The organism is Mycobacterium sp. E3247 (assembly GCF_001667785.1).
Classification (GTDB): Bacteria; Actinomycetota; Actinomycetes; order Mycobacteriales; family Mycobacteriaceae; genus Mycobacterium.
In genome coordinates this window covers 22,546-46,660 of sequence record NZ_LZJG01000559.1, presented here as the reverse complement: position 1 = coordinate 46,660, position 24,115 = coordinate 22,546, and the positions used below count along the sequence as shown (strand labels likewise).

Sequence of the window (24,115 nt, the reverse complement as noted above, 5' to 3'; positions counted from 1 at the left end):
GCTGGCCGTTTCATGGTTGGCGTCGCACGCCCATCGCGCCGCAGACGGGCGCGGACCACTCCAGGGTCGACGAGTACCTGACATGCTTGTCGAAAGCAGCGGCGATGTCGACCGGCATCGCCACGGGCAGTCGGCGGGTCAGATCGACGTGGACAAGGACCATCTCGAGTGTTGCCGATAAACGTTTCCGGTGCCGATCCACGGCGAATGAGATCATGTGCACCACCTTGGGTGAGCGGTCGAGGACGCGGGCGTAGAGATCGGCCGTGTCATCTTCGATCAGCTCGCTGTAGTAGCGCAGGTGGTGCTCGACGGTGAAGAGGCCGAGCTGTCGATCAGCCCGGTAGGCGTCGTCGATCCCGATTTCACGCACCACCGCATCTGCGGCCGCCGATCCGAAATCCAGATAGTGCAACACGTTCATGTGCCCGTTCCCATCGATCAAGTCACGGGACACATTCCGTGTGATGGCACAGGGCAATTGGGCTATCTGGGCGGCCAACGGCAGGATTTGTTTTTCCGGCATCGGTGCCTGCTGGCCGCGGCTGCATCCAGAGGCTGGTCGCTGCGCCTGGTCCATAGACACTGAGGCTAGGCCTATCGACAGGTTCTAGTTGCCGCGCCTCCCGGCTACCGGACGATGCCAGAAGACTGTCCGGTGGTGTCGGACCGCTCGCAACCTCGGTTAGGCGCGTAAGGCACCTCACGTTCTGATGTCGGCGTCCGCTCACCGGGAACGGCGTCCGATGCGGTGCAGACGTCGATAGATCATTACTACGCCCCCAGACGTAAAGGACAACGATATGAGCGAGCGGGTAATCGACCGGGTCGTGGCGATGGCCGACCAGTTGCGCGAGCAGGCCGTCGAGGCCGAGCGGATCGGCCGGCTCACCGATGACACGGTCAAGCTGATGAAGTCGGCCGGGTTGATCCGGCTGCTGCAGCCCAAGAGCCACGGCGGCCTTGAGGTCCACCCGCGCGAGTTCGCCGAGACCGTGATGGCGACGGCGGCGCTGGATCCGGCGGCGGGCTGGATCGTCGGTGTGGTGGGTGTGCACCCCTACCAGTTGGCCTACGCGGACCCGAGGGTCGCCGCCGAGGTATGGGCCGACGACGTCGACACGTGGATGGCCTCGCCGTACGCCCCGCAGGGGGTGGCCAGGCCGGTCGACGGTGGCTATCTGTTCAACGGCCGCTGGCAGTTCAGTTCGGGCACCGACCACTGCGACTGGATCATTCTGGGCGCGATGTTGGGTGACGGCGAGGGAAAGCCGTTGATGCCGCCGCAGATGCTGCACATGATCCTGCCGCGCCAGGACTACGAGATTGTCGAGGACTCGTGGAACGTGGTGGGGCTGCGCGGGACCGGGTCGAAGGACGTGATCGTCTCCGATGCGTTCGTCCCGTCTTACCGGACGATGGATGCGACGAAGGTGATGGACGGGACCGCGCAGCGTGAGGCCGGCATGACCGAGCCGCTGTATCTGATGCCGTGGTCGACGATGTTCCCGCTGGGGATCTCCGCGGCGACCATCGGCATCGCCGAGGGGGCGCTGGCCGCGCACCTGGACTATCAGCGTGAGCGGGTCGGCGCCACCGGCACCGCGATCAAGGACGACCCGTACGTGATGTTCGCGGTCGGCGAGGCGGCCGCCGACATCAACGCTGCCCGCCAGGAGCTGCTGGCCAACGCCGACCGCATCTACGACATGGTGGCCGCGGGCAAGGAGGTGTCGTTCGCCGACCGCGCGGCGGGGCGGCGCACCCAGGTGCGCGCGGTGTGGCGCGCGGTGGCGGCGGTCGACGAGATCTTCGCCCGCTCGGGCGGCAACGCATCGCGGATGGACAAGCCGCTGCAACGGTATTGGCGCGACGTCCATGTGGGGCAGATGCACGCGATCCATGTCCCCGGCACCATCTATCACGCGTCGGCGCTGAGTTCGCTGGGCGTCGACCCGCAGGGTCCACTCCGGGCGATGATTTAACAGGGCCGAGACAGCCAGAGGAGGCGCATCACGTTGACCGACTTGAAGAGCCTGGGCTACATCACGATTTCGACGAACAACATCGACCGCTGGCGGCAATTCGCCTTCGGGGTGCTGGGTTTCGCCGAGGGGAAGGGCCCCGACCCGTCGGCGCTGTACCTGCGGATGGACGAGCGCGCCGCCCGGCTGATCGTGGTGCCCGGCGAGACCGACCGGGTGCTCACGGTCGGCTGGGAGGTGCGTGACCGCCCGGCGCTGCAGCGGGTCAAGGCCACCCTGGACGCCGCGGGAACCGCGTTCAAGCAGCTGTCCACCGACGAGGCCGAGGCCCGCCGCGTGGAAGAGGTGATCACCTTCGAGGACCCGGCCGGCACCACGCTCGAGGTGTTCCATGGGGCGGTGCTCGACCACAGCCCGGTCGTCACCCCGTTCGGCGCGCGGTTCGTGACCGGTGACCAGGGCCTGGGCCACGTCGTCATACCCGCCACCGATCCCAACGGGCTGTTCGACTTCTACACCGAGATGCTGGGTTTCCGGTCCCGCGGGGCGTTCCGGGTGCCGCTGCCCAAAGAGTTCGGGCCGGTGCGGGTTCGCTTCCTGGGCATCAACGAACGCCACCACAGCCTGGCGATCGTGCCGGCCGCGCACCAGCGCGACCCCCGCCTGGTGCACATCATGGTCGAGGTCGACAGCCTCGACGCCGTCGGGCAGGCGCTGGACCGGGTCAACGCCGAAGGCTTCCAGCTGTCCTCCACCCTGGGCCGGCACACCAACGACAAGATGGTGTCGTTCTACGTCCGCGCGCCCGGCGACTGGGACATCGAGTTCGGCACCGACGGCATGCGCGTCGACGAAACGTATTACACCGCAGAGGAAATCACCGCCGACAGCTACTGGGGCCACCAGTGGGTCGGCGACATGCCCGCGGCCATGCGGCTATGACACCGAACACCGATATCACGCCGATCCCGGCCTCCTCGATCACCTCCTGGGATGACGAGGCCGACGTGGTCATCGCCGGCTACGGCGTGGCCGGCGCCGCCGCGGCGGTAGAGGCCGCCCGCGCCGGTGTCGAGGTGCTGGTGTTGGAACGCACCGGGTCCTGGGGCGGGGCGGCGGCGATGGCCGGCGGGTTCATCTACCTCGGCGGCGGCACCCCCCTGCAAAAGGCCTGCGGCTTCACCGATTCCGTGGACAACATGGCGGCATTCCTCAACGTCGCGATGGGCCCCGGCGCCGACGAGAACCGCATCGCCGACTACTGCGCCGGCAGCGTCGCCCACTACGAATGGCTGGTCGGCTGCGGCGTGCCGTTCAAGGCCGAATTCTTCGCCGAACCCGGCTGGGAACCGATGGGCGACCAGGGCCTGATGTACAGCGGCGGGGAAAACGCCTACCCCTTCAACACCATCGCCTCCCCCGCCCCCCGCGGGCACGTCCCACAAATGCAGAACAAGAAGCAGGGCGAGGCCAGCGCCGGCTACATGCTGATGAAGCCGCTCGTCGAGACCGCCACCGCCGCCGGCGCCCGCGCGCGCTACGACGTGCGCGTGCAACGCCTCATCGTCGAAGCCGACGGCCGCGTGGTCGGGATCCGGGCGCGCCAGTACGGCACCGACACTGCGGTCCGGGCCCGCAAGGGCGTGGTGCTCGCGACCGGCAGCTTCGCCTACAACGACACCATGATCGCCCGCTACGCCCCGCGCATCGCGGGCCGCCCGGCCGCCTCCATCGAACAGCACGACGGCCAGGCCATCCGCATGGCCCAAGCACTGGGCGCCGACCTGGCGCACATGGACGCCACCGAGGTCGCCATCTTCATCGACCCCCAACAACTGGTGCGCGGCATCCTGGTCAACGGCCGCGGCCAGCGCTACGTCCCCGAGGACACCTATCCCGGCCGCATCGGCCAACTCACCCTCTACCAGCAGGACAACACCGCCTACCTGATCATCGACGACGACGCCCAACAAGAAGCCAAAGCGTCCTGGTCACCCAAATTCATGCTGCGAGAGGCGACCTGGGTGGCCGACACCATCGCCGACCTCGAACGCGACATCGGCCTGGCACCCGGCTGCCTGCAGGCCACCGTCGCCGCCTACAACGCGGGCGCCGCCCGCGGCGAAGACCCGCTGCTGCACAAGAAGCCGAAGTGGTGCAAGCCCATCGGTTCCCCGGTCGGCGCCATCGACCTGCGCGAGAACACCGGCGGCTTCACCCTCGGCGGCCTGGCCACCACCCTGGACGCCGAAGTACTCCACGTCAACGGCCAACCCATCCCCGGCCTCTTCGCCGCCGGCCGCTGCACCGCCGGACTCGCCGCCTGGGGCTACGCCAGCGGCATCTCCCTCGGCGACGGCAGCTTCTACGGCCGCCGCGCCGGCCGATCCGCCGCCAAGGGCTAGCCGACTGCACTGATCGCTACACCCCGGCCGCCACAGCTGTGGCCGGTGGCGCTTTTCGCATGCCATGTGACAGCGAGCACAAGCCTATGGTACAAACTGGGGTATCTCTAATAGAGATATCGCAGCCAGATGCAATGGAGCTTTGGAGGACCGATGTCAGCGCCCCTGGAACCAGCAACTCCCACCGCCGTCATCGACCGCGTCTCCTTGGTGCTGGACGCCTTCGAAGGGCCGGGACGACTAACGCTGGCCCAGATCGTGCGTCGCACGGGCCTGCCGCGTTCGTCGGCGCACCGGATGCTCGAGCGATTGGTTCAGCTGCGCTGGCTACGCCGCAACGGCCGCGACTACGAGCTCGGCATGCGGCTGGTGGAGTTGGGCTCACTGGCCGTGCACCAAGACCGCCTGGTGCGCGCGGCCGCGCCCTTGCTGGGTGAATTGCACCGCGCCACCGGGCTTGTCGTTCATCTGGCGGTGCTGGACGGGCCGGACGTTGTCTACCTCGACAAGATCGGTGACCGACTGATCAACGCGATCCCCACCAGGGTCGGGGGTCGGCAACCCGCGCACTGTACCGCGGTCGGCAAGGCGATCCTGGCCTATGGCGACCAGCAGGCCGACGTTGATCTGCAGGTCCGCAAGACCAAGTTTTCCATTTGCACCGGCTCGCAACTTGCCGCTGAGTTAGCCAAGGTGCGCGCCCACGGCGTCGCCTTCGAGCGCGAGGAGTCGCTGCTGGGCTTTGGCTGCGTGGCGGCCCCGATCGGCAACCCCGGTGAGGCGATTGCCGCGGTGTCGGTATGCGCGCCGATGAATCGCATGATGTTCGATCAGCGACTGACCACCCCGGTCCGCATGACCGCGGTGAACATCTGGCGCAACATCGAAGACGGCGCCCACCGGGTGGCGCCCACGCTGCAAACAACGCGACCGCTGCTGCCCCACCGCCCGATGCCGGCGCCGCAGCCCACCTTGCAGTACGCGTGAACCTCGACCCCCAGGTCGCCGCGCTGATTGAGGGGCTGGACGCGGGCTTCCCGCCGGTGCACACCATGACGGGCGCCCAGGCCAGGGCGGCCATCCGCGAGCGGCTGGTACCGCCCGCCCAGCCCGAGCCGGTCGCCGCAGTCCGAGATCACACCATTTCGGGCGCCGGTGCTGACATCCCGATACGGATCTACCGGCCACGCGGCCATGCCGACGACGGTGGCCTGCCGATCCTGGTATACGCGCACGGCGGCGGATTCGTGTTTTGCGACCTCGACAGCCACGACGGCCTGTGCCGCAGTCTGGCCAACCTCGTTCCCGCCGTGGTGGTCTCCGTGGGATACCGGCTGGCTCCAGAAAATCCGTGGCCCGCCGCGGCCGAGGACGTGTACGCCGCCACCCGATGGGCCGCCGACATCGCCGGCGGAGATTCACGCGCGGTCGTGGTGGGCGGTGACAGCGCGGGCGGCAACCTGGCCGCCGTCGTGGCGTTGATGGCGCGCGATCGCGGTGGCCCGGCGATTGCCGCGCAATTGCTGCTCTACCCGATGCTCGCGGCCGGCTTCGACACTGAGTCATATCGACTGTTCGGGAACGGTTTCTACAACCCGACGGCCGCGCTGCAATGGTATTGGGACCAGTATGTGCCCACACCCGCCGACCGCGACCATCCCTACGCCTCACCGCTGCGAGCGGACCTACACGGGCTGCCGCCCGCGGTGATGGTCACCGCGGGGCATGATCCGCTTCGGGACGAAGCCATCGCCTACGCCGACGCGCTGCAGTCCGCAGGGGTAGTCACCGTGCGGTGCGGCTTCGAGGGAGGCATCCATGGGTTCATGACGATGCCGATGCTCGACATCGCTCACCAAGCCCGGCGGCAGGCGTGCCGCGAGTTGGCCACGCTGCTGGGGTGATTACCGTGCTGCAGGCTGGGCGGGCTGCTCCTCGATCTTGGTAGGTGGCCCGTAGCGTTGGTCGGGATCGAGCACGCAGTGGGTGCGACCGAAAACGGTGACCATGCACTTGTTGTTGTGGTTGCATCGGCTGCGACTGGCCGGGTCGGCGATCATCTTGTTGACCAGGTCGGGTTCCCGCAGCAGCGCCCGACCCATCGCCACGAAGTCAAATCCCTCCTCTCGTGCGGTCTCGACGTGGTCGCGGCGGGTGATGCCGCCCAGCAGGATCAGTTTGGTGTTGCGCATCACCGGCACGAATTGGCGAGCGGCTTCGAGCATGTAGAGGTCGCGGTACGGGTAGCTGCCCATCACGCGCTTGCCGGCCAGCCTGATGGCGGGCCGCAGTGCGGCCGGCATGACGCGGGCGAATTCGCGCACCGGGACGTCGCCCCGGAACAGGTACATCGGCTTGAAGACCGAGGACCCTTGGGTCAGTTCGAGCGCGTCGAGTGTGCCGTCGGTGTCGAGGAGCTGCGCGGTGCGCAACGCCTCATCGATCCAGATACCGCCGGGCAGTCCGTCGTCCATATTCAGTTTGGCGATGACCGCTACCTGTCCGGCGGCCACCTCGCGGACGCGTTCGGCGATCTCCCGTGACAGGCGGGAACGGTTGTCGATGGAGCCGCCGTACTCGTCCGTCCGGCGGTTGATGAGTGGGCTCAAAAACGAGCTCGGCAGATACAGGTGTCCGAAATGCAGTTCAACGGCGTCGAATCCGGCATCGATGGCTACCTGCGTCGCCGCGCCGAACTGGTCGATGACGGTTGCTATCTCGTCGCGGGTGATCGCCCGGCAGTAGGCCAGCGACGTCGGGTTGACGAAGCGGCTCGGCGACAGGGCGGTTACCCCGGTCAGCGCCCTGGGGGCTACCACCCCGGCGTGGCCCAGCTGGGCCGAGATGGCCGCGCCCGCCCCGTGTACGGCATCGGTAAGTCTGCGCAGGCCGGGCAGCGCTTGTGAGCTCATGACGATCTGACCCGGGGCGCTGGCGCCCTCGGGCGCGACACAGCAGTAGGCCACCGTCGTCATGCCCACTCCCCCGTCGGCGAACGCCCGGTGAAACGCGATGAGATCATCGGTGACCAGCCCGTGGGGCGATCGGCCTTCGGAGGTCGCGGCCTTGATGATCGGGTTGCGTAAGGTGGCCGGACCGAGCTGCACGGGGCTGAAGGAAGCGCTCATCCTCCCACCGTGGTGCCCAGCCGGATGGGGGGCAATGAGGTCCTCCCGATGGCCGGGACTGAACCTGTCCGGGTTGCAACACTGTCGGTACGGTCACGCCCATGGCCGACGGTCGGATTTTCGTGATCGACAGGGTGGTGACGCGGCCGGGCCGCGCACGGAAGTTCGTGGAGACCTACCTCGCCGAGTACGCGCCCGGTGCCCGCTCCCGCGGAATGACACTGCGCGATGTCCTGGTCAGCCCCCCGATCTGGTTCACGGACCAATCCAACACCGTCACCATCACCTGGGCCCTGCCCAGCGCCCAGGCGTGGTGGGAGATGACCTGGAAGGGCCGCCCCGACCCGACGCTGGGCCAGTGGTGGGACCGGATCGAGGAACTCATCGCCGAGCGGTCCCGCTCGGTCGCTGCGGCCGCCGACGACGTCGATCCGCTCTGCGATGTATAACGTCACCCGCCTCCTCGACGTCGCAGACGAGCACCGCGACCGGATACTCGCGCTGGTGCGCGCGAGCGCTGAGGCGACCGGCGCCCGTCACCGGCTCGTCGAACCGACGCTGCCCGGGGCGCGCAACGGCGGTGACGTCCTCGTCCACTTGAGGTTCGATTCCCCGAGTCAATGGTTCACCGCCGCAGACGATTTCACCGCGATTTTGGGCGATCCCGCGATCACCCATGTCAACGGGGTCACCTACAGGGGTACTCCAACGCCCAATGGTGGCCGCCCGGGCGCGGTCTACCGGGCCCTGCTTTTGCGCGTGCAGCCCGACACCGATGTCGACACCGTCGCGCGTTTCGAGGACGAGCTGGCCTCGATGCCGCGCTTCATACCGACGATCAGGGCATGGCAGCTCAGCCGGGTCGACGATGCGGTCGGGGCATCACGATGGACCCACGTGTTCGAGCAAGAGTTCAGCGACATCGATGCGCTGATGGGGCCCTACCTGATGCATCCGATCCACTGGGCGGTCGTGGACCGCTGGTTTGATCCCGAATGCCCCGACGTCATCATCCGAGACCGGGTGTGCCACAGCTTCTGTCGATGCGATCACCCCGTCTTGACCGCGTCGCCCACCTAGTCGATCTCACATCCCGGCGGGCAGGATGTTCGGATTAGCGTTCGCCGGCGGTTCGAGTGGCGGCAGTTCGGTTTTTCCGTCCAGGCTGTGCACCCGCAGCCGTTGTGACCACGAGTAGTGCAAGCTAAACGCCACCAGGCCGGTGCGTTCAGCCGCCGGTAGATGACACATTGCCAGCACGGTTTCGGCCAGATACTCCACCGGCTCGGTCGGAAAGCCCTCTGGGATAAGCGAGGATGCGCCGGGGGTGCGCACAGCGGTCGACGGGCCAACGCAATTCACCGCGATGTTCGCGTCGAGCAGCTCGGCGGCCACCCCCTGGGTGAACCGGTGCAGTGCGGCCTTGCACGCCGCGTAAATCACATCGCCGGAGGTCTTGTTGTAATCGCGGTACGGCCGCACCGGTGCCACACCGGTGACCGAGCCGATGTTCACGATCCACCCGCCGCGCAGTTTGCGCATGTGCGGAACCGCGGCCTTGGTCAACACGAACGGCGTGCGCAGATAGTGCTCGACGGTGCGGTCGAAGGTCTGCAGCGGCATGTCCTCGATGACCGAGTAGTCAGCGAAGCCGGCGTTGTTGACCAAGATGTCGATGCGGCCCGTGCGGTCGAGCACCTGGTCGACCAGGGTCTCGCGCGCCTGGGCGTCTTCGAGGTCTGCGACCACCCCGAATGCCGACCCGCCGGCATCTTCGATCAGGGCGATGGTCTCCTCGATCGTGCCGGGTAGCGTGCGATCGGACCCGGCGCGCTGCGAGCGTGAGGGCGCGTGAGCGCGCGCCGTCACCGCGACGGTGGCGCCCTCGGCCGCCAGCCGTTGGGCCACCGCGCGACCGATGCCGCGGCTGCTTCCCGTTACCAAAGCCGTCTTGCCAGTGAGCAACTCGTTCACCGCAGCGTAAAGTCCTGCTCGATCGGCGCTCGGTGCTGATGCCAGACGTCGACCAGTCGGTACGGGGTGGCCACCACTACCCGGCCCGAGCCGGACCGGTAGTAGGTGTGGGCATTGGGTGTGTGGCACCATACCGTGCCGAGCATCGCCTCATCGATCGCGGCAACGTAATCCTCGTACGCCTGCTGGGTGACCTCGATCGTGCTGGCGCCGCGCAGCGCCATCAACTGCAAGCACTCGATGATGTAGTGCGCGAGCACCTCCATCGAGAAGTTCGCTCCCGCACCGTGTCCCGGGCTGTAGTTGGGCGCCGACATGATGAACAGGTTGGGAAAGCCGGGCACTGTGCCACCACGGTACGCACGGGGGTTGTCACCCCATTCGTCAGCCAGCTTCTTGCCGCCGCGTCCACGTATGTCCACTGTGGATAAGAAGTCCAAGTAGTAGCCGGTCGCGTAGATGATGACGTCAAGGTCGATCTGCCGGCCGTCTTGGGTGACAATGCCTTTGGGGTTGACCTCGGCCGGTTCGCTGGCCTCCACGTCGACGTGGTCGCGGGTCAGCGCCGCGTAATAGCCGCCCGGGTCGCGGATGATCCGCTTGCCGTAGGGGGCGAAGTCCGGGGTGACCTTCTTGGCCAGCTCGGTGTCTTTTCCAAAGGTGTCCTCGATGTAGCGCAAGCACATCTGCAAAAGGACGTCGTTGGCCGGCGAGATCGACAGGTGGTCTTTGTTCCAGTCCGGGTCTTGCAGGATGATCGGGTAGTTGTTGTCCGCGGTGCCCCAATAGGACTTGAGCCGGTGCCACTTCGCGTAGTAGGGCAGGTGCCGTCCTAGGTAACGCCGGAACGCGGGCACCTCATCGGTCAGCCGCTTACGCGGCGCCACCCAGTGTGGTTGCCGCTGGAACACCGTCAGGTGCTCGACCTGGTCAACGCACGCATCAACGATCTGTACGGCGGTGCAGCCCGCCCCGATCACGGCCACCTTCTTGCCGGTGAGATCGAGTGAAGAATCCCACAGTGCCGAGTGAATGCTGGTGCCCGCGAAGGTGTCTCGCCCCTTGACGTCCGGCCAGCGCGGGCGGTTGAGGTAGCCCGCCGCGGCGACCACGACGCTGGCATAGCTGACCGTGCGACGGCCCTGGGCGTCGACCGCATGGAGTTGCCATTGGTTGCGTTCGTCGTCCCACCACAACGCCTCGATCTCGGTGCCGAACCGAATGTGGTCGCGCAGCTTGTGCTTATCGGCCAGCGTCACCAAATAGTTCTGATATTCGCCACCCTGCGGGTAGTAGCTGCTCCAGTCCGGGTTCACCTCCCACGACAGCGAGTAATAGGCCGACGGCGTATCGACACCGATGCCCGGGTAGGTGGTGGTCAGCCAGGTGCCGCCGACCTCGTCGTAGCGGTCAAAGATCTCAAACGCCACTCCCTCAGCGGCGGCGGCCAACGCCATGCTGATCCCGGCCAGACCAGCACCGATGATGGCGATAGTGGTCGTCTCGGGGATCGGCACGGTGCGTGGCAAGGTTGGCTGCGACCGCTGGAAGCCGCCCTGTTCGAGCAACAGGTCGACCTGCTCGTCGTCGACCTGCGAACCCAGCGCTACAGGTAGCAGCCGAGCGAAGAAGTCCCGGTCCACAGGTGCTGGCGCATCGGCGCACCGTGGCCGTCCCAGCGCCTCGACGAGGGCCTCCACCAGCGAATCGGCCGTGTCGGCGTCTGTGACGCCGGCCCGCTCGGGCGGGTCGGCAACATAGGAGATCCTGGGCGCGTAGGTGTCGATCACCGACAGGTCGCCGGTAAGCTGCGCCAGCACCGCCAGCAGCACACCCGGGTCAGCCTGACGCAGGTTGGTGCGCAGCTCGTCGGGGTCAGGAGCGGCCGGTCCGGTGGGCGACGTCGATTCGGTAGCGGCGGTCATGCCATCGAGTCTGAGGCCCGCGGTCACCCCGAGCACCGCTGTTGTCTACTCAGCGGGAGGCCACGATCACGGAAACGACATCGGGACCTAGTGTTCGTCGCATGCAACCGGCGCACCACGACGACCGACTGACACGGGAACTTGACGCCGCCGTCGCCCGGGCGCGCAGTCAGTCGCTCGGCGAGATCCCCCGCCGGTCAGCCCGCCGGCAGCCGGAGAAAACCGCGATCATCGACGGTGATGTGGCGCTGACGTTCGCCGAGTTCGACCAGCTGGTGGACAAAGCCGCAGCCGCGCTGCGCGACAACGGCTTTGCCCCCGGCGATCGCGTGGCGCTGCTGTCCCACAACTGCTGGCAGTTCGCGGTCTTGGCATTCGCAACCGCGCGCGCGGGGGTAGTCCTGGTGCCCATCAATTTCATGCTCACGGCCGAGGAGATCGCCTATATCCTCGGGCACAGCAGGGTCCGGGGATTCATCGTCGAATCCGCCCTGACGGCGATAGCCGAACAGGCGATGCGCCTGGGCGGGACGGTCACGACAAAGGTTGCGCTGATGACCGACGGGGCCATCCCTCCTGCCGGCTGGCACGACTTTGCTCAGTGGCTCACGACGACCACAGCCGCACCGAACCCGCCCATCGGCGATGAGCAACTCGTGCGGCTGATGTACACCAGTGGCACCGAATCACGGCCCAAGGCCGTCATGCACACCAGTCGCAGCCTGATGTGGCAGTACGTCAGCACCATCGTGGCCGGGGCGATGTCGCCGGACGACGTCGAAATCCACTCACTGCCGCTCTATCACTGCGCGCAGTTGGACAACTTCTTGGCCACCGACCTCTATCTGGGAGCGACCAGCATTATCCTGTCGCGGCCGGAACCCGAATTGGTCCTGCGCACCATCGCGCGGTACGGCGTGACGAATTACTTTGCGCCCCCGACGGTATGGATTTCACTGCTGCGTTGCCCGATCTTCGACGACGTCGACCTGTCCAGCCTGCGCAAGGGCTACTACGGCGCCTCACCGATGCCCGCCGAGGTCCTGCACGAAATACGGCGACGGCTGCCGAATCTGAGGCTGTGGAACTTCTACGGTCAAACCGAGATGGCGCCGCTGGCCTCGGCGCTGGGACCCGACGAGCAGGACACCCACGCCGGCGCGGCCGGACGCCCAGTGGTCAACGTCGAAACCACCATCCTCGATGACCACGACTCCCCCGTAGCACCCGGCATCGTGGGTGAAATCGCCCACCGCAGCCCGCATCTGATGGTCGGCTATCTGGACGACCCTGCTAAAACGGCGGAGGCCTTCCGCGGCGGCTGGTTTCATTCCGGCGACCTGGGCTACTACGACGAACACGGGCTGTTGCACGTCGTGGACCGCAAAAAAGACATGATAAAGACCGGCGGCGAGAACGTCGCCAGCCGCGAAGTCGAAGAAATCCTCTACCGCCACAACGGGATCCAGGAGGCCGCCGTATTCGGTTTGGCGCATCCGGTCTGGGTGGAGGCCGTGGTCGCCGCAGTAGTACCCCGAAACGGCGTCAGCCTCACCGAAGACGACGTCCTCGTGCACTGCCGCCAGCACCTCGCGGGCTTCAAGACGCCCAAACGGGTCTTCTTCGTCGATTCACTGCCGAAAAACCCCAGCGGCAAACTTCTCAAACGTGCCCTGCGGGACGCTTTCACCCTCGAATTCGCCAGCCAATGAAGGGACCGCTCTGTGTTTAAAGGCCGAATCGCGCGATTCGACGAACCCCGTAAGCCGTTCGACATCGAAACGGTGAGCCTTCCGGAGGTGGGGCCTGGTCAGATCCTGATCAAAGTGAGTCGCGCCAACATCTGCGGCTCTGACCTCCATGCCTGGCACGGCACGTTCGCCACCGGCGGCCTGGGAGGTCAACTACCCACCGTGTTGGGCCATGAAATGGTCGGCGCGATCGAAGCGCTCGGCGCTGGGGTCACCACCGATTCCGATGGCGCGCCGCTGACGGTGGGCACGCGAGTGGTCTTTCCCTACTTCTTCTCGTGTCACACGTGCCGAAACTGCCTGGCGGGCAGGCGCAACGCCTGTCTGAAGCTGACGATGGCCATGCTCGGCCGCGCCGACGAGCCACCCTATTTCGTGGGCGGCTACGCCGACTACTTCCTGCTGCCCGCCGGGGCGGTGGTCTACACGGTGCCCGATTCGGTATCCGATGACATCGCCGCGGGCGCGAATTGCGCTCTGTCACAGGTCATCTACGGTCTGGAGCGTGTCGACTTGCAGCTCGGCGAATCGGTGGTGGTGCAGGGTGCGGGGGCGCTGGGCCTGTATGCAGTGGCGGTGGCAAAAGCGCGCGGGGCTGCCCACGTGATCGCCATCGACGGTGTGGCCGAGCGCCTAGAGCTGGCGACCGCCTTCGGCGCCGACACGGTCGTCGACATCAACGACGTTGCGACGGTCAAAGACCGGACCAAGCTCGTGCGACAACTGACTGACGGCCAGGGCGCCGATGTCGTGGTCGAGGTGGTCGGCCACCCCTCGGCCATCGACGAAGGCCTCAAGATGCTCGGCCAGTTCGGCCGCTACGTGGAGATCGGAAACATCAACATTGGCAAGACCCTCGAATTCGACCCGTCCCGTTTTGTCTTCGGCAACAAGATGATGGTCGGCGTCTCGTTGTACGACCCCATCGTGTTGTCGCGGGCGCTGACGTTTCTCGAACAGCATCAGGCCAGGCTGCCGTTGCACCGACTGGCCGCGGCCTGTTACCCACTCGACCACATCAACGACGCCTTCGCCGCGGCCGAGAGCAAGCGCGACGTTCGCGCGAGCATCGTGCCCTAACGACAGAAAGCAGACCACAACCAATGCATGACTACGCCAGGAAGACATTGTTCATCGGCGGCGAGTGGATCACGCCGGCCGGCAGGGACCTCATCGAGGTGATCGACCCCTCGACAGAACAGGTCATCGGCACGGTTCCGGCAGGCACCGAAGCCGACGTCGATGCGGCGGTTTCCGCAGCACGGCGCGCCTTTGACCCGCTGATCAGTGTCGCCGAGCGCCGCCAGCGCGTCGCGGCGGTGATCGCCGCCCTGGAAAAGCGTCTGCCGGACATCGCCGAGACGATCACCCGGGAAATGGGTGCGCCGGTGCGCATCGCGCAGACCGTGCAGACGCAGGTCCCGCTGGCGGTGGCCCGCGGCTTCGCTGCCGTCCTTGATGGTTTCGAATTCGAAGAACGAGTGGGGAACTCGCTGATCCTGCGCGAACCCTATGGCGTGGTCGGCGCAATCACCCCGTGGAACTATCCGCTGTATCAGGTGGTCGCCAAGGTGGTCCCGGCGATCGCGGCCGGTTGCACGGTCGTTCTCAAACCCAGCAATGAAGCACCGCTGTCGGTGTTCGAGTTCGTCGAGGCCCTCGAGGAGGCCGGTCTGCCCGCCGGTGTGGTGAACCTGGTTTCGGGGCGCGGAGCGCTGATCGGCGAGCGCATCGCCGCCCATCCCGAAATCGACTTCGTCTCGTTCACCGGTTCCACGGGCGTCGGAGCCCGCGTCGGGGAGTTGGCCGGGCGCTCGGTGAAGAAGGTCGCACTTGAACTTGGCGGCAAGTCAGCCAACGTCATCCTCGACGGCGCCGACCTGGAGACCGCGGTCAAGGTCGGAGTCGGCAACGCCTTCCTCAACGGCGGCCAGACCTGCATGGCGTGGACACGAATGCTCGTGCCCCAGCCCCGCTACGGCGAGGCCCTGGAACTGATCGAGGCCGCCGTGTCGAAATACACCGTGGGCGATCCGCTCGACCCGGCGACCCGAATCGGACCCTCGGCTTCGGCGGGCCAGTTCGAAACCGTGCGGGGTTTCATCGAACGCGCCCAACGCGACGGTGCGCGCCTGCTCACCGGGGGCGCCGAGCCGATCCGCGCGGTCGGCTACTACGTCGCACCCACGGTGTTCGCCGACGTCGACCCGGATTCCGAACTCGGCCAAGAAGAGGTCTTCGGTCCCGTCCTGGCGGTCATCCCATTTACCGACGAGACCGACGCCCTGCGCATCGCCAACGGCACCCCATACGGCCTCTCGGGCGCGGTGTGGGCGGCCGACACCGACCGGGCCATCGCCTTCGCGCGCGGCGTGCAGACCGGCCAGCTCGACATCAACGGCGGCAAGTACAACCCGGTGGCACCGTTCGGCGGCTACAAGAAATCCGGCATCGGACGTGAACTCGGCCGCGCCGGATTCGAAGAGTACTTGCAGACCAAGTCCCTGCAGCTGCCGGCATGAGCGGGCCTCTCGATATCGCGACCAGCGGACCCACGCAGGTATGGACGATCGACCTGCCGCACCTCGGCAACGCGATCACCGACAAAGCGTTCATCTCCGCGTTCGATGCCGCAGTCGATAATGCCAACGCCGACACCGATATTCGGGCGGTGATCCTCACCGGGCGCGGCAAAATCTTCTCCGCCGGCGGCAACGTCAAAGAGATGGCCGACCGAGACGGCATGTTCGGCTTGGACGCTCGGGCCCAACGGTACGCCTACATCGACGGCATCCAACGGATTCCGCGGGCACTGGCCCGACTCGAGGTTCCGCTGATCGCAGCGGTCAATGGGCCGGCCATCGGCGCCGGTTGCGATCTGGCGATGATGTGCGACATCCGAGTGGCTTCTGAGCGGGCGTCCTTCGCCGAGAGCTTCGTACAGCTCGGCCTGATCCCGGGCGACGGGGGCACCTGGTTTCTGCCGCGGGCGGTGGGCTACGAGCGCGCCGCCGAGATGACCTTCACCGGTGACCGCATCGATGCTGCGACCGCCCTGCAGTGGGGCATGGTCAGCCGGGTGGTGCCACACGACGACCTGCTCTCCCACGCGCACGCGTTGGCCGAGCGCATCGCTGCCAACCCTGCGCACGCGCTGCGGATGGCCAAACGGCTGCTGCGGGAATCGCAGACGGCGTCGCTGGAAACCACGCTGGGGATGGCCGCGGCCATGCAGCCGCTGGCACACCGCGACCCCGAACATGAACGGCGTATCGCCAAGTGGAAGACGACCTGATGGCGCTGCCCCGGATGGTGCCACCGGCCGCCGTCGACCCATCGACCCAGGCGCTACGCGCGGAGGTCCGCCAGTTTCTCGCCGACCAACGCGCCGCGGGCGCCTTCACCCCGTCGGTTGACGCCTGGCTCACGGGGTGGGACGAGACTTTCACTGCCGCCCTGGCGGCGCGTGGCTGGATCGGTATGACGGTGCCCGTCGCGTACGGCGGACATGGGCGCTCATTTCTGGAACGGTTCGCGGTTACCGAGGAGCTGCTGGCCGCCGGCGCACCGGTCGCCGCGCACTGGATCGCCGACCGTCAGATCGTGCCTTCGCTGCTGAAATACGGCACCGAACTGCAGAAGTCGCAATTCTTGCCGCGGATCGTGCGCGGCGACTGCTTCTTCGCCATCGGTATGAGCGAGCCCGATTCCGGTTCTGATCTGGCCAGTGTGCGTACCCGCGCCGTGCGTGTGCAGGGCGGTTGGTCGCTATCGGGCACGAAGGTTTGGACGTCGGGCGCACACCGCGCCCACGCGTTCATCGTGCTTGCCCGCACTGCGCCGGCGGATCCAGATCAGCGCCATGCTGGGCTCAGCCAGTTCATCGTCGACCTGCGCGGTTCGGGGGTGCAGGTCCGTCCGATCATTTCGATGAACGGAGCACACCACTTCAACGAGGTGATCCTCGACCAGGCGTTCGTGCCCGATGCCATGGTGTTCGGTGACATCGGCGCCGGCTGGGCGCAGGTGACGTCTGAGTTGAGTTTTGAGCGCAGCGGACCCGAACGCTTCCTTTCCACTTTCGTTCTGCTCACAGCGACCACCGCCAACATGGCGACCCGATGCATCTCGCGAGACGAGAGCCTCGGGCGTCTGGTGGCCCGCGTCGCCGGCCTGCACCAGATGTCGACCGCAGTCGCCGGCGCCCTGGAGCGCCGCGACTCCGCTGACGTGGCCGCGGCGGTGGTCAAGGTGCTGGGTACCACCGTCGAGGGTGACGTCGCCGACCTCGCTGAGCGGCATGGCGGCGTCGATGCGGCATCCTCGGAGCTGATAACCGCCGCGGTGGACCAGCGCCCCGGCTTTACCCTGCGTGGGGGAACCAACGAGGTGTTGCGGGGCGTGATTGCCCGCGGATTGGGGATCCGTTGACAACCTCACCGATCGACGCGACCCCGGTGGACCCGGCCCTGATCGACATGATGCGCGCGGTGTTCGGCGCGTACCGCACAGCGCAGTCATCCGCCGCCACTGGGGATCGTGACGCCCAGCTATGGCACCAGCTTGACGAGCTCGGGCTGGTGCGCCTGACTGGCCCCGAACACTCGGGTGGCAGCGGCGCCGGCTGGCATGAAGCGGCCGAGCTGCTCACCGTCGCTGTTCAGCACGGCGCGCGAATCCCATTGGCCGAGCACGATTTATTGGCGTGCTGGCTGCTGGAGGCTATCGGATCACCGTGCGACGATGCGGTGCGGACCGTGTGCCTGCTCGATGCCCAGGGCGCCGCGAGGGGGGTGCCCTGGGCGTCTCGCGCCCAACAGATCGTGGTCATCTGGCAGCGGGGCGGCGAGTATCAGGCCGCCGATGTCAATGTTGAGTCGCTGGATATCACGCCCGGCGCCAATATGATTGGCGAGCCGCGGGACATCGTCGTCGCCGACCCCGCCGGCTTGTGCGGTGTTCCCCTCGAGGCGAGTGTGGTCGACCAGCTGCGGCTGAAATCGGCCTTGGTGCGCGCGGTGCAAGTGTGTGCCGCGCTGGACCAGATTCTCGAGCTTTCGATCGAGCACGCGAGCTCACGCGTCCAGTTCGGTCGGCCCCTTTCGCGCTTTCAGGCCGTGCAGAGCATGATCGCCGACATCGCCGCGCAAGCCGCCCTGGCGCGGTCGGCCACCGAGGCGGCGCTGACGGCGGCGGTCATCAGCGCGTGGTCGGCGTCCAACCTCGCCTTCCTTGTCGCAGTGGCACGTTCGTGTGTGGGCCACGCCGCCTCCGTGGTGGTGCGTAACGCTCACCAGGTTCACGGCGCGATCGGCACCACGCGCGAGCACCGGCTACACGAGTTCACCCGGCCTGCCCTGGTGTGGCGCGGAGAGTTCGGCTCCGTGCAGTATTGGGACGAAGAGGTCACGTCGGCCGCGCTTGGGGCGGGAGCCGCCGGGTTATGGAGCCTGATCAGCGGCTGAGCAACGACGGTGTTCCACTCAACGGGCGTCGGGGTGTTAGCGGGGACACAGCCGGGATTGACTGTGGGCATGAGCAACGACATCACGCTGTCGGAACTGCAGGAGTTCATCGCCGCCTTCTGGTACCACTACGACGAAGCCAACTATGACGAGCTGGCCGCCAGCTACGCCCACGATGTGCACTACCTGACCCGAAGCGACAGTGGCGCCAGTCCTTTCGAGGAGCTGATGTCGCCCGAACTCGACGGTCGTGACGCGGTTATCGAGTGGCTATCCGAGCATCGCCAGCAAAGCCCCTACCCGCTGCGTCACCACGCGACCAACGTGCACCGCACCGGCACCGATAGCGGCGTAACCCGCGCCCGCTTTTACATCTTCGTCAACCAGATCGCCAACTTCGTGCCGTTCGCGGTGTCCAGCGGAGTGGTCAACGTCGGCGTGCGCCGCGGCCCCAATGGGCTGGAGTTCACCGATATGGACGTCGTGCTGGATGCCACCAACTCCGTGCTGCTATCCGAACTGCACAGCGGCACTGCCACCGCGTCGCAACCATGACCGTTGAAGAGCTCTTCTCTGGCGGGGTTGCCGTCATCACCGGCGCCGGCTCCGGGATCGGCGCCGGCATGGCCCGCTACGCCAGCACATTGGGCATGACCGTGGTGCTCGCCGATGTCGATGCGCACAGCATCGCCGCCCTGCGCGAGGAGCTCACCGCCACGGGGAGCACCGCGGTCGACATGGTGTGTGACGTACGCGATCCCGTCGCCGTGCAAGAGCTTGCCAACACGACCATCCGTGACGTCGGTCCGGTGCGATTGCTGGTGAACAACGCCGGAATTGAACAGTTCGGCTACCTGTGGGACACCCCGGTAGCCAATTGGCAGCGGATCGTCGATATCAACATCAGCGGGGTCTTCTACGGCATCCGCGCATTCCTGCCGCCAATGATGGCCACCCCAGAGCAGGCGTGGGTGTGGAATGTGTCGTCGGTCGGTGGGGTCGTCGCGATGCCCTTGCAAACGCCCTACATCGTGAGCAAGCACGCCGTACTGGCGATGACCGAGTGTCTCAACCTAGAACTACAGTCCAGCGGGCACGACCACCACATTCACGTCCAGGCCGTGCTGCCCGGCCCGGTCCTGTCCAACATTTTCGAATCAGCCGGCGGCGTCGACTCCACTGAGGCCACCGACGTTGCGGCCGCGGAGGCGCACCGTACGGCCATGCTCGACCTGAAGGCCGACGCGATGGACCCGCTGACAGCTGCCGCGGTGGTTTTCGAGCAAGCCGCTCAAGGCGGCTTCTATCTGCTCACCCACCCCGACTATGTTCGGTCGGCGATGCAAGAGCGCGCCAACATCCTTGCGTCCCAACATGCTCCGGTATTGCGGACCGAGCGCCGGTTCGACCCCGCGCGGCATTAGCGTGCCCACTCCTCCGCTGGATCCCGACGCCGCCGCCCGAGTAGCATCGTTCGGTACCATCCCGCCGATGCGCCAACGCGGCCTCTCCGCGGTGCGGGCCGCGATCGAATCCGCGCCGCTGCCCGAGGCAATGCCACAGATGGACAGCATCACCGAGACGACCCTCCCAGGGCCCGCCGGGCAGATACCCGCGCGAATCTATCGTCCCGCCACAGATTCCCGCCCACCCGTGCTGGTGTATTTCCACGGCGGCGGCCTGGTCATGGGATCCAACCACTCGTTCGAACCGCTGGCCCGCGCGCTCGCCTCGGCGTCCATGGCCACCGTCGTCGCCATCGACTACCGCCTGGCCCCCGAAGCGGCACCACCGGCGCAGTTCGACGACGCCTATGCCGCCACTGAATGGGTATCGCGCCGAGCCGTGGATCTGTGTGTCGACGCCAGCCGGCTCGCAGTGGTCGGCGACAGCGCCGGAGGTTCTTTGGCGGCCGCGGTTGCACTGGCCGCGCGTGACCGCGGCGGTCCGGCGATCTGCGCGCAGGTGCTGCTGTACCCGGGCCTGGATCGCGACATGACGGCCCCGTCGGTCGCCTCGCTGGCCGACGCGCCACTGCTCACCCGCGACGACATCGACTACATGCACGCACTTGCCGACGGAGACGCCGGGCCGCCCGAGGGGGCGTACCTGGTTCCCGCCTACGCCTCCGACCTTTCGGGGCTGCCGCCCGCGATCGTGGTCACCGCCGGCTGCGACCCGATCCGGGACTGGGGTGAGCGATACGCGGTCCGGCTCCGGGACGCCGAAGTTCAGACCACCCTCGTCCGCTATCCGGGCATGTACCACGGCTTCCTCATGTACCCCGACGCGACCGCCCGCGGGCGGCTGGCCATCGCCGAGATCGGCGCCGTATTGGGCGCCAAGTTCGCCAATCCGCTCCCATTTTGACGTCCCGATCACCGGACACGCATCGACCGTACGTCGACGGTGCCGGAGACAATCACATCAATCCAAACATGCAGAAGGAGACCGCTGATGCTCACCGATGAGCGCCGGATGGAGCTTTCCAACGTTTTGCGGCCCGCCGCCCCGCCGCGCGAAATCGACAACGTCTACACCGCCGACCAACGCGAGCGGCTGCTCAATGTCGTACACGCGCACGGTCCGTGGAAGCTGATCATCGCCCAGCACTTCGCGTCGGCCGACGAGTTGATGGCCACCATGAGCGGCGCCTTCCCCGAGGGATTCACTCCGTCGCTGGACCTTTTTCTGACGCCGACATTCCGCGGCTACCTGGCCAACTACGGGGCCGTCCTCTACCCGGAGCTGCACGACTGCTTCTACAACGCCACGTTCCTCGAGCACGCCAAGAGCTACTGGAACGCCGAGTACGCCAAGCCTGAGATGATGCTGTTCAACATCAACGGCCCCTGCGCCAACCGCGATCCCGGCCATCTGGACTCGCCGAGCTTTCGCGGCGTACGCCACGAGAACGCCCCCACCTGGCTGTGCAGCGTGATGGGCAAGTCGGGCCTGTTCACCGACTACCTCATCAAAATGGCTCAAGTCATCACCTGGTTCTCCCTCGACGAGGGGTCTGGCTTCACCTATTGGCCCGACGGCCCACTCAAGGCCCCCTCCCGGGTCTTGCCGCCGATCAACAACCGCGGAGTGGTCGTTCAGAACGAGATGATGGTGCACCGCGGAGAAGCCAACGGGCCGCTGGAACAACAGATTCCGCCGGGGCTGGCCTTTGACACCGTCTTCGCCGGCGACCCGGCCGACCCGAACCACTGGCTTCTGAAGAATGGCGACGACGTCATCTCCCGCCACCACACCGACGAATTGCGTTTCCTGGTGCACTGGTCCGCCGAAGTGTTCTCCGACTTCGAGGAACTCAAAAAGAACATGGACGGCTCCGACGACATCACGATCGAACGGGCCATCGGCATGATGATCGACGACCTCAAGGGCAAAGGCATCAAGCTCGACACTCCCAGCGATCCCCTGCACGACCCGGCGTTCATCGCCGCCCTTAACGCTGCCTACGACCTCGGCGGACCGACAACCTATCCAGAAGAAGCGCCACTGAGTGCGTTCCAATTGGCTTAAGCACCGAAAGGCGCAGCATCAAGGATCATTTCGGCGAATCCCGGGGTGGTGGGACAACGAAATGTCCCGAGAGCCACACCACGTTGGATCTATCGTGATCGACCGACCGTGAACTGCGGCTCAGACGCCCGGGCACGCTAGCGTTCCTACGATCATCTGCATGGCGGATCGCAACGCGGATTGCAGGGCGGCGAAATCGCCGTGCTGGACCCAGTGGACGTAGGCGTGCCGACACGCTTGAACCACCAGCTGGGCAGGCAGCTCTCGGGTGAATGGGTCATCGCCTAGATCGAACCGGGCGGCAAGGAACTCGGTGATGGAAACGACAAGGTCTTGTCCCCAGTCCAGCCACCGTAATCGGTATTGGGGATCGCTGATCATCATCGCCATGAACCTGCGATCGATCTCCATCCGGCCCCGCCGGGGAACTTCGGTGCTGAATGCCGCAACGAGGACCTCGACGGTGTCGCTGTCCGGTGCTGCGTCATGCAGGATCTCGATGCTCAGCCTACCGAATTCACGGAATAGCGGCATAACGACGTCTTCTTTGACCGGGAAGTACCGGTGAAACGTCCGCGGCGCAATGCCCACCGCTTCGCAGATCCGCTCGACGGTCGCCGAGGTAGACCCGTCGGCGAGAAACGTGTCGCGGGCAGCTAGCGCGATGTGCATCCGAAGGTCCTCGGCGCGACGCTCCGCGTGCGTCGCCGGACTGCTCACCAGCCTTACCTCACTTCCTCGCCACACTGACGGCATGTCGATCCTAACCGCGAATACCCCTTGACTTATGTGCTCGGACCTGCGACGGCATCCCGCTGAGCGGGATCGCGATGGTGACGCACACCTCTTGCGGACTAGCCTCGGGATTGTCAGATTCTGCCATTCATGGCGTGATCTGACACGACAGCGGGGTGACGTGCTGCCAAGCAGTGGCCCGTTGACAGATAGCGATGACCCGTCCCCAGGAGGGCTGAACCACGCGGCCAACGAGGTCACGACCACCAGCCGAGCCCATTGAGGAGAAGCCCCGATGACCATTGAGACCGAAGAACTCAACTACGACGACTACACCCATGACTTCATGGGTAAGGTCGGCAACGTCCAAGACTTTTCCCGCGACTTCCTCATGGGCCTAGCGCGAGTGTTCGAAGACGTCTTGAACTTCATGCCCTACGCCCATGTCAAGATCTATTCGGAGAAGGTTGGCATTAGCGCCGCCATGGATGTCGCCGCGGAGCTGTCGCGGGCGGGGATGCGCCAAGTGATGCCGATGGGGCGCTACATCGCCCCTCCGGGTTGGGACTGGAAAAACGCTCAATACCAAGCGATTCCTTTTGATGTGCAGACTGAGGACCTGACCAAGCCGGCCCTGATACGTCTGATCAAAACCTATTGGGACCAGTACCTCAAAGGACACAACTATTTCATCGACCAGTGGACCAAGATCCTCCCTGAGGAGGAGGTCTGGCTCGGGCTTCCCGACATGTATCAACTCATCATCGATTACCAATACCCCAAGCTGGCCCGAGTGTTCAAGATCGAGCCAGTGCACGTCGTGGACTTTCTCAAGTTGGCCTGCCTGAGCATCGATGGCACGCTCGGGTACGGCGGCGAGTACATCGTGTACAACCCTGATCACGTGGTGCTGAACATGCGTCGGTGCGAAGTACTACAGAAGTACACCGACGAAGGCCTCTACCCACCGGCACGGGCCTGGATGAACTGCACTTTTGAGCAGCGAATCTCAGCCCCGTTCTTTCCCGGGTGCAAACTCGACATCAACTTGCCGCCAAAGGATTTCAAGTTCGCCCAAGGAGAACCCTTCTGCGTGTGGACGTACACGCGCGGTGAAGCAAACCACAAGGCGGCCGCCGCTGCCCCTGATCCGCGGGCCAGCGCGATGAAGAAGATCCCGATCATGCCGGTGTCATCGACCTAGGAAGCGGCG

23 protein-coding genes are annotated in these 24,115 nt (G+C 66.0%); 18 read left to right on the top strand and 5 right to left on the bottom strand.

Annotated features, from left to right (window positions below; translation table 11 throughout):
- Positions 1–10: 10 nt before the first annotated feature.
- Positions 11–580: a thioesterase family protein gene (locus A9X04_RS28790; protein ID WP_231985843.1), complete on the bottom strand. Its 570-nt coding sequence runs from the start codon at positions 578–580 to the stop codon at positions 11–13.
- Between the two features lie 223 nt (positions 581–803).
- Here A9X04_RS28790 and A9X04_RS28785 point away from each other — a divergent pair, with 223 nt between their 5' ends.
- The 5 genes from A9X04_RS28785 to A9X04_RS28765 all read left to right on the top strand — a co-directional run bounded on the left by A9X04_RS28785 (position 804) and on the right by A9X04_RS28765 (position 6,294).
- Positions 804–1,985, top strand: a complete 1,182-nt coding sequence (locus A9X04_RS28785; RefSeq protein ID WP_067928419.1) for an acyl-CoA dehydrogenase family protein — start codon at positions 804–806, stop codon at positions 1,983–1,985.
- A 33-nt stretch (positions 1,986–2,018) separates the two neighbouring features.
- Complete coding sequence (bphC, locus tag A9X04_RS28780; protein WP_067928418.1) at positions 2,019–2,927, top strand: biphenyl-2,3-diol 1,2-dioxygenase; 909 nt, start codon at positions 2,019–2,021, stop codon at positions 2,925–2,927.
- Entirely contained in the window at positions 2,924–4,390 is a 1,467-nt protein-coding gene (locus A9X04_RS28775) for an FAD-dependent oxidoreductase (RefSeq protein ID WP_067928415.1), read from the top strand. The genes bphC and A9X04_RS28775 overlap by 4 nt, the downstream gene beginning before the upstream one ends.
- Positions 4,391–4,543: 153 nt before the next feature.
- The gene (locus A9X04_RS28770) at positions 4,544–5,377 is read left to right on the top strand and encodes an IclR family transcriptional regulator (RefSeq protein WP_067928412.1); all 834 of its coding nucleotides are present in this window, start codon (positions 4,544–4,546) and stop codon (positions 5,375–5,377) included.
- Positions 5,374–6,294, top strand: a complete 921-nt coding sequence (locus A9X04_RS28765) for an alpha/beta hydrolase (RefSeq protein WP_067928411.1) — start codon at positions 5,374–5,376, stop codon at positions 6,292–6,294. The genes A9X04_RS28770 and A9X04_RS28765 overlap by 4 nt, the downstream gene beginning before the upstream one ends.
- On the opposite strand, the gene A9X04_RS28760 is transcribed toward A9X04_RS28765, so the two are convergent.
- A complete protein-coding gene (locus tag A9X04_RS28760) occupies positions 6,295–7,518 on the bottom strand; it encodes an NADH:flavin oxidoreductase (RefSeq protein ID WP_067928408.1) in 1,224 nt (407 codons plus the stop codon).
- A gap of 101 nt (positions 7,519–7,619) precedes the next feature.
- Here A9X04_RS28760 and A9X04_RS28755 point away from each other — a divergent pair, with 101 nt between their 5' ends.
- Entirely contained in the window at positions 7,620–7,967 is a 348-nt protein-coding gene (locus A9X04_RS28755; protein WP_067928405.1) for a hypothetical protein, read from the top strand.
- On the top strand, positions 7,960–8,598 hold the full coding sequence (locus A9X04_RS28750; protein ID WP_067928402.1) for a Dabb family protein: 639 nt from the start codon (positions 7,960–7,962) through the stop codon (positions 8,596–8,598). The genes A9X04_RS28755 and A9X04_RS28750 overlap by 8 nt, the downstream gene beginning before the upstream one ends.
- Positions 8,599–8,604: 6 nt before the next feature.
- On the opposite strand, the gene A9X04_RS28745 is transcribed toward A9X04_RS28750, so the two are convergent.
- Complete coding sequence (locus A9X04_RS28745; protein WP_067928399.1) at positions 8,605–9,492, bottom strand: SDR family NAD(P)-dependent oxidoreductase; 888 nt, start codon at positions 9,490–9,492, stop codon at positions 8,605–8,607.
- A complete protein-coding gene (locus A9X04_RS28740; RefSeq protein ID WP_067928438.1) occupies positions 9,489–11,417 on the bottom strand; it encodes an NAD(P)/FAD-dependent oxidoreductase in 1,929 nt (642 codons plus the stop codon). The genes A9X04_RS28745 and A9X04_RS28740 overlap by 4 nt, the downstream gene beginning before the upstream one ends.
- 101 nt (positions 11,418–11,518) lie before the next feature.
- On the opposite strand from A9X04_RS28740, the gene A9X04_RS28735 reads away from it, so the two are divergent.
- The 10 genes from A9X04_RS28735 to A9X04_RS28690 all read left to right on the top strand — a co-directional run bounded on the left by A9X04_RS28735 (position 11,519) and on the right by A9X04_RS28690 (position 22,167).
- Positions 11,519–13,129, top strand: a complete 1,611-nt coding sequence (locus A9X04_RS28735; protein WP_067928395.1) for an acyl-CoA synthetase — start codon at positions 11,519–11,521, stop codon at positions 13,127–13,129.
- Between the two features lie 12 nt (positions 13,130–13,141).
- Positions 13,142–14,248, top strand: a complete 1,107-nt coding sequence (locus A9X04_RS28730; protein ID WP_067928392.1) for a zinc-binding dehydrogenase — start codon at positions 13,142–13,144, stop codon at positions 14,246–14,248.
- Between the two features lie 23 nt (positions 14,249–14,271).
- Complete coding sequence (locus A9X04_RS28725) at positions 14,272–15,690, top strand: aldehyde dehydrogenase family protein (RefSeq protein WP_067928389.1); 1,419 nt, start codon at positions 14,272–14,274, stop codon at positions 15,688–15,690.
- Positions 15,687–16,463 carry a crotonase/enoyl-CoA hydratase family protein gene (locus A9X04_RS28720; RefSeq protein WP_067928386.1) on the top strand — a complete coding sequence of 259 codons (777 nt, stop codon included), beginning with the start codon at positions 15,687–15,689 and terminating at the stop codon, positions 16,461–16,463. The genes A9X04_RS28725 and A9X04_RS28720 overlap by 4 nt, the downstream gene beginning before the upstream one ends.
- A complete protein-coding gene (locus A9X04_RS28715; protein WP_067928437.1) occupies positions 16,463–17,599 on the top strand; it encodes an acyl-CoA dehydrogenase family protein in 1,137 nt (378 codons plus the stop codon). Before A9X04_RS28720 ends, A9X04_RS28715 begins: the two co-directional genes overlap by 1 nt.
- A gap of 47 nt (positions 17,600–17,646) precedes the next feature.
- Positions 17,647–18,633: an acyl-CoA dehydrogenase gene (locus A9X04_RS28710; protein WP_067928434.1), complete on the top strand. Its 987-nt coding sequence runs from the start codon at positions 17,647–17,649 to the stop codon at positions 18,631–18,633.
- A 69-nt stretch (positions 18,634–18,702) separates the two neighbouring features.
- Positions 18,703–19,188 (top strand): nuclear transport factor 2 family protein, encoded by a 486-nt coding sequence (locus A9X04_RS28705; RefSeq protein ID WP_067928383.1) that lies wholly within the window; start codon positions 18,703–18,705, stop codon positions 19,186–19,188.
- On the top strand, positions 19,185–20,057 hold the full coding sequence (locus A9X04_RS28700) for an SDR family oxidoreductase (protein ID WP_067928381.1): 873 nt from the start codon (positions 19,185–19,187) through the stop codon (positions 20,055–20,057). The genes A9X04_RS28705 and A9X04_RS28700 overlap by 4 nt, the downstream gene beginning before the upstream one ends.
- 1 nt (position 20,058) lies before the next feature.
- The gene (locus A9X04_RS28695) at positions 20,059–21,003 is read left to right on the top strand and encodes an alpha/beta hydrolase (RefSeq protein ID WP_067928378.1); all 945 of its coding nucleotides are present in this window, start codon (positions 20,059–20,061) and stop codon (positions 21,001–21,003) included.
- 87 nt (positions 21,004–21,090) lie between these two features.
- On the top strand, positions 21,091–22,167 hold the full coding sequence (locus A9X04_RS28690) for a hypothetical protein (protein ID WP_067928375.1): 1,077 nt from the start codon (positions 21,091–21,093) through the stop codon (positions 22,165–22,167).
- A 120-nt stretch (positions 22,168–22,287) separates the two neighbouring features.
- Here A9X04_RS28690 and A9X04_RS28685 read toward each other — a convergent pair whose 3' ends face one another.
- Complete coding sequence (locus A9X04_RS28685; protein WP_231980292.1) at positions 22,288–22,887, bottom strand: TetR family transcriptional regulator; 600 nt, start codon at positions 22,885–22,887, stop codon at positions 22,288–22,290.
- A gap of 310 nt (positions 22,888–23,197) precedes the next feature.
- Between A9X04_RS28685 and A9X04_RS28680 the strand changes: the two genes are divergently transcribed.
- Positions 23,198–24,106: a hypothetical protein gene (locus A9X04_RS28680; protein ID WP_067928372.1), complete on the top strand. Its 909-nt coding sequence runs from the start codon at positions 23,198–23,200 to the stop codon at positions 24,104–24,106.
- Positions 24,107–24,115: the final 9 nt, after the last annotated feature.